The 5,591-nt window shown below is 39.3% G+C and carries 7 protein-coding genes; 6 read left to right on the top strand and 1 reads right to left on the bottom strand.

What is annotated here, in order from left to right; genetic code table 11:
• The first annotated feature begins 428 nt into the window (after positions 1–428).
• The 4 genes from AB1422_16090 to AB1422_16075 are packed head-to-tail and all read left to right on the top strand — an operon-like array spanning position 429 to position 2,914.
• Positions 429–1,331 carry a cytochrome c biogenesis protein ResB gene (locus AB1422_16090; protein MEW6620830.1) on the top strand — a complete coding sequence of 301 codons (903 nt, stop codon included), beginning with the start codon at positions 429–431 and terminating at the stop codon, positions 1,329–1,331.
• Positions 1,321–2,061 (top strand): cytochrome c biogenesis protein CcsA, encoded by a 741-nt coding sequence (gene ccsA / locus AB1422_16085; GenBank protein ID MEW6620829.1) that lies wholly within the window; start codon positions 1,321–1,323, stop codon positions 2,059–2,061. The genes AB1422_16090 and ccsA overlap by 11 nt, the downstream gene beginning before the upstream one ends.
• Positions 2,062–2,103: 42 nt before the next feature.
• Positions 2,104–2,616 carry a molybdopterin-guanine dinucleotide biosynthesis protein B gene (gene mobB, locus AB1422_16080; GenBank protein ID MEW6620828.1) on the top strand — a complete coding sequence of 171 codons (513 nt, stop codon included), beginning with the start codon at positions 2,104–2,106 and terminating at the stop codon, positions 2,614–2,616.
• 7 nt (positions 2,617–2,623) lie between these two features.
• Positions 2,624–2,914 (top strand): radical SAM protein, encoded by a 291-nt coding sequence (locus AB1422_16075; GenBank protein MEW6620827.1) that lies wholly within the window; start codon positions 2,624–2,626, stop codon positions 2,912–2,914.
• 38 nt (positions 2,915–2,952) lie between these two features.
• On the opposite strand, the gene AB1422_16070 is transcribed toward AB1422_16075, so the two are convergent.
• A complete protein-coding gene (locus tag AB1422_16070; protein MEW6620826.1) occupies positions 2,953–3,102 on the bottom strand; it encodes a hypothetical protein in 150 nt (49 codons plus the stop codon).
• Positions 3,103–3,185: 83 nt separating this feature from the next.
• On the opposite strand from AB1422_16070, the gene AB1422_16065 reads away from it, so the two are divergent.
• Both AB1422_16065 and AB1422_16060 read left to right on the top strand, forming a co-directional pair.
• The gene (locus tag AB1422_16065) at positions 3,186–3,653 is read left to right on the top strand and encodes an MOSC domain-containing protein (protein MEW6620825.1); all 468 of its coding nucleotides are present in this window, start codon (positions 3,186–3,188) and stop codon (positions 3,651–3,653) included.
• A 118-nt stretch (positions 3,654–3,771) separates the two neighbouring features.
• The gene (locus AB1422_16060) at positions 3,772–4,782 is read left to right on the top strand and encodes a hypothetical protein (protein ID MEW6620824.1); all 1,011 of its coding nucleotides are present in this window, start codon (positions 3,772–3,774) and stop codon (positions 4,780–4,782) included.
• The last annotated feature ends 809 nt before the right edge of the window (positions 4,783–5,591 follow it).

Raw genomic sequence — 5,591 nt, 5'->3', positions numbered from 1 at the left:
ATATTTAAAAAATTCACTTGTATCCGAACATACTATTTTTGTGCCTTTTTAGGGATATAAGTCAAGAAAAATATTTTTAAAAAAACTTAATTTTTTACTTGACATTTCACCATAAGACTTTGTGTCCCGTGGGGGCATGAGCGTTTCTTCTGAAAATCGGGATTCGGGACTCGGGATTCGGGAAGAAAGAAACTCTCAGCAATTCCCCCTTAATAAAGGGGGTTAGGGGGTTGTCCTTCTCCCATTTTCATTGCCCTTTGTGAGCCTTGGCTCATGTCCGTTTCTTCTGAAAATAGCCTTTGGAGTGCGAAAGATTGCTTTTGCCTTATCCGAAAGCGGTAGCAAGATACCGCCGCACTCCATACCAGGAATTCTCGGTCTGCCTCTTGACAAATTAGAGTAATTATGCTATCTTAATTAAGAAAAATATGAAAAAGATATTTTTTCTAAGCGGGGTTTTATGTGGTGTTATCGTTGGTGTCTTAATCTTTGGTAGTTTTAAGAATGATGTGGAATTTTATCACTCCCCATTTTTCCTCCTGCTTTTAGTTTGTGCCGCAGGAATTATCCTTACCTGTCTTATTTTGAGAAAAAAAGTCTCCCTGACTTCCTGGCTGATTCATTCAGGTTTCCTGGTAATTCTAACTGGGGCATTAATTACCCTTCTCTTTGGCTATCGCCAGGTGATAGAGATAAGAGAAGGAGAAAAACAGAGACTACCTGAGACGAATTTGATAATAAGGTTGGATGACTTTGACCTTAAGTTTTATGATGATGGGCAAACACCAAGAGAATTTAAAAGCACCATTTCTATATTTTTAAATAACCAATTAGTCAAAAAAGGGGAAAGTTTGGTTAACCATCCTCTTTCCTTCAACGGATTTAACTTTTACCAGCAAGGCTATGAACTGTCTGATGTCCGTTTAAAGATTGCTTCTCCGCGGGGAAAAATAGTCTTTAAGGGAATAGGGGATGAGGTTATTGAGGAAGAAAGTGGTCTCACTTTTAAACTGATTGATTTCTTGCCTGATTTTGCTATCGACAGTGATGGTAGAACATTTTCTAGGTCTGCGGAATTTAAGAACCCTGCCGTGAAAATTGCCGTTTACAAAGACGATACGCTAAAAGAAAATGGATGGTTATTTCTCAAACACAAGGATTTTCATCATCGGCAAGGGAAAATATTATCTCATCTTGACTTTGAAGAGATGGTGGTCGAGAAATATTGGAGTAGTCTTGAGGTGGTTAAAGACCCTGGAGCAAAGATAGCCATTCTGGGTTCATTTCTTATCCTTTTGGGGCTGATAAGGAGGTTTTACTTTGCCAGATAAAATCTTATTTGGAGTCGTTGTCATTGTTTATCTTTTATCCGTAATTCCTAATTTCAAGCAGAAAGGTAGGATAATTCTTATCTCTGCAGGGCTTATTATCCAGACACTCGGGTTGGTTATTTTAAGCATTAACACAGGTCATCCACCATTTACCAATCTCTACGAATCTTTGCTTTTTTTAAGCTGGCTGATACCCATAATCTGGTTAGTTGGGCTTAAATGGTTTCAATGGGTTAATCTTGGTGTCTGGACAACACTTTTATCCGCGGCTGGAATAATCACCAGTTTAACCTTTACCTGGCAGACAAAACCACTTATGCCCGCCCTTCAAAGCCCCTGGCTACATATTCATGTCAGTAGTTGTTTTCTGGCTTATGCCTTTTTTAGTCTGGCGACTATTTCTGCTATTGTCTCACTTTTTAAGGATAAAGAGAAAAGATTTTCTGAGGTAACGATTTATTTAATTAAATTAGGCTTCCCGTTGCTTACTTTTGGCATCATCTCCGGTGCTATCTGGGCATATTTTGCCTGGGGGAGATACTGGGGTTGGGACCCAAAAGAGGTCTGGGCCTTAATTACCTGGCTATACTATGCCTTATTCCTTCATCTGAGGTTTATCGGAGTAAGCAAAAAGACTCTTTCCTATTTAGCCATAGTCGGGTTACTTGTTATCCTTTTCACATTTCTTGGGGTCAGTTTCTTAGTTTCCGGTTTGCACTCATATCTTTAATCTATTGACAAATAAAGTAAAATCAATTATACTTATTTCACAATGATTCCAATAGTCTCTATCGTTGGTAGAAAAAATAGTGGTAAGACAACCTTAATTGAAAGTCTGGTGCCAGAATTAAGAAAAAGGGGTTACGCTATTGGCGTAATTAAGCATCACAGCCATATAATTAAACAGGGGGAAGTTGACTGTGAAGGGAAAGATACCTATCGCTATCAACTCGCTGGTGCCCAAACTACTGTTTTAGCCGGGCAGAATAAATTGATGCTCATCCGTAAGTTGAAAAATCCCTGTAGTATCGATGAGATTAGCAGAATGTATCTTTCTGAATTAGACCTTATTTTAACTGAAGGCTATAAACTTGAGGATAAACCGAAGATTGAGGTCTTTCGCCAGGAGATAGTAAAAAAAACTGGTTTGCTCTGTAATCCTGAAAAAGATAATCTCGTGGCGGTAGTAAGTGACTGTCCTTTTAACCTTGAAATACCCTGCTTTGAACTGAGTGATTACTCAAAAATAGCTGATTTTCTGGAAGAAGAATTTATAAGAAGGTGAACTACCTATGCTTACAGACAGTTACCATCGTCAGATTAATTACTTGCGTCTTTCTATTACGGATATGTGTAATTTACAGTGTATCTACTGTCAATCATGGAAAGAGATAGGTAAGAAGAGTCATCAGGAGATTTTAAGATACGAGGAGATAATCCGACTGGCAGGTTTGATGGCTCAACTTGGCATTAGACGGGTGCGAATTACTGGCGGTGAGCCATTGCTTAAAAAAGATGTGATGTATCTTATTGAGGAACTGGTAAAGTTAGGACTGTTTGAGGAGTTGCGGATTGTGGATTGAAAGAAACTGGTAAGCGTTCAGCCACAGAGGCACAGAGTTCACAGAGAATTAAGGAAATTAGCCAGAAATGCACACGAATTAACCTCTGACATCCCATAAATGTAGTGCGAACCTTTAGGTTCGCCTTTTGGCTTGCCAGAAGTGAGGTTACAGCCTCGCACTCCAAATCTCTTTGTATTTGTGTTCATTCGTGGTTATATATTCCCTCTGTGTTCTCTGTGACTCTGTGGCTATTAATCGGTGAATTTAATTTGTAAATGGAGCGGATTTAATGATTGGTCAGGTAGTTTCAGTTAATATCAGTAAAAACAAAGGTGAACGGAAAAAACCCGTTAGTCAAGCCTGGCAACTGATAAAGGATTGTGGACTCAAAGATGATGGGCATGCCAATATCAGTCCTGATATTAAAAATGAGGTATCCCATCGCCAGGTAAGCCTATTAGCCCTTGAATCGATTGAAAAGATGAAACAGATGGGGCTTGCGGTCGGTCCAGGAGATTTTGCAGAGAATATCACTACCAGTGGAATTGATTTACTTTTGCTAAAAATAGGAAACCAACTTAAAATAGGCTCTGATGTGCTTTTGAGAATAAGTCAGCTCGGGAAAGTCTGTCATGATAGATGTGCCATTTATTATCAAGCAGGCGATTGCGTGATGCCAAAAGAAGGGATATTTGCCGAGGTAATATCTGGCGGCAAGATTAAAGCCGGGGATAAGATTATCCTCATCAACTCGTAACCGTTCACCATATCAGGTAGTGTAAGAAAAGGAAAAACGCTCATGAGTCTGCGAAAGCACGGACGCAAGATAATTCGCTAATCTCTAATTCACTAATTCGCTATTTTCAGGGGAAATATTGGAGCGTGAAGGTTTTATGACACATAAGGCATTAGCCCTCTTATCCGGGGGATTGGATAGCACCATCGCCATAGAGATAATACTCAAGATGGGAATAGAGGTTGAGGCGATAAACTTTATTAGCCCATTTTGGCGATGGAATCAAATTAAAGACTATTCACATTCTGCAGAAATCGTAACCGAGAAATGTGGGATGAAATTAAAGGTATTTGAACTCGGCAAAGAATATCTGGAGATGCTTAAAAATCCTAAGTATGGCTACGGGAAAAATATAAACCCCTGCATTGATTGCCGAATTCTAATGCTTAAAAAGGCAAAAGAATATATGACCATATCAGAAGCATCCTTTATCGTTACTGGCGAGGTCCTTGGGCAAAGACCTATGTCCCAATATCGAAGGGCAATGGAGATAATTGACCGCGAAAGTGGGCTTGAGGGATTGGTATTGCGGCCTTTATCTGCAAAATTGCTCAAACCAACCTTACCTGAAGAAAAAGGCTGGGTAGATAGAGAAAAACTCCTTAGTATTTCTGGTCGTTCAAGAAAACCTCAAATTCAGCTGGCAAAAGAGCTACAGATAAATGATTATCCATCTCCCGCAGGTGGCTGTCTGTTAACAGACCCAGAATTTGCAAAAAAGATGAAGGATTTACTTACTCATACCGATGCTCCAACCTTGATTGATATTGAGTTTTTGAAGATTGGCAGACATTTTAGACTATCAGAAGAATTAAAGGTAGTTGTTGGAAGAAATGAGGAGGAGAATGAAAGGCTTCTTGAATTGGGTAAGGATGATGTCCAGGTTATGGTTGTCAATTATAAAGGTCCTATTGTCATCTGCCGGGGACAAATTGAGCCAGACAACTTGTTAAAAGCCGCCGCTATCTGTGCGAGATATTCGGATGATAAAGGCAAAAGTGGAATCAGAGTTATTTGGGACTCACATAAAGAGGAAATCCTAAATGTCTGCCCAATAGATGAGGTAGAGATTGAAGGACTGAGAATCTAAACACCTATTGTCGTGTTGAACAAATAACGCACGAAATTTGATTCTGGTAACTGGTGATTGGTAACTGGTAATTAAATACCGTTCGGCTGAGCTCATGACGAAACTATTTAACCAATTACCAGTTACCAATTATCCGTTTGCAGGTTATGAAATATGATGATACCCCGTGCAAAACTTACTCAACACGACACTATGGTTAGGAGGGTGGTTTGGTTTAGGGGTTATGAAGCCTGTCCTGGCGCCAGGCCAGGGTTAGTCTTTTTGCATAACCATCCTGAGCTAACTCCTGAGCCTGTCAGAGCCTGCCCCTGAAATGAATTCAGGGCAAGCTCTGATGAAAATCAGGGAGCAGGCTTCCATACCAACTTCATAACCATAACCTTTTGCCCAATTATCCAGGGAATTTATAATCCTTCCTTATCTCCTTATTCCCCTTCGGACATTTTTAAGGTAAGGGAAGAATAATAATCTTAAAGCTAACCTGCACAGGTCGAAAAAATTTATAATGCAGTAAAATAAAAACCGCTAATAGGCAGTATAATACCATGATGTTATTTTTCAGTATTTTCTAATTTTGATATTAAAATTTTTCTTGACAGAATATTCTATTTATGCTACTCTATAACTAGCCTAACTTATAATGCAGTAAAATAAAAACTGCCGATAGGCAGTATAATCTAAGGTTAGACTAATAAAAATAATCACACAGAGACGCAAAGGACACAAAGATGAATGAAAATGAAATCGGGAAAATCATAGTTGATGTTGCGGTTGCGGTGCATAAGGAACTTGGACCAGGACTGCTTGAA

The organism is bacterium, assembly GCA_040757115.1.
Lineage (GTDB): Bacteria > UBA9089 > CG2-30-40-21 > CG2-30-40-21 > SBAY01 > JBFLXS01.
Note: the sequence above shows the minus strand (reverse complement) of the source record. Positions and strands in the feature narration are given on the sequence as shown.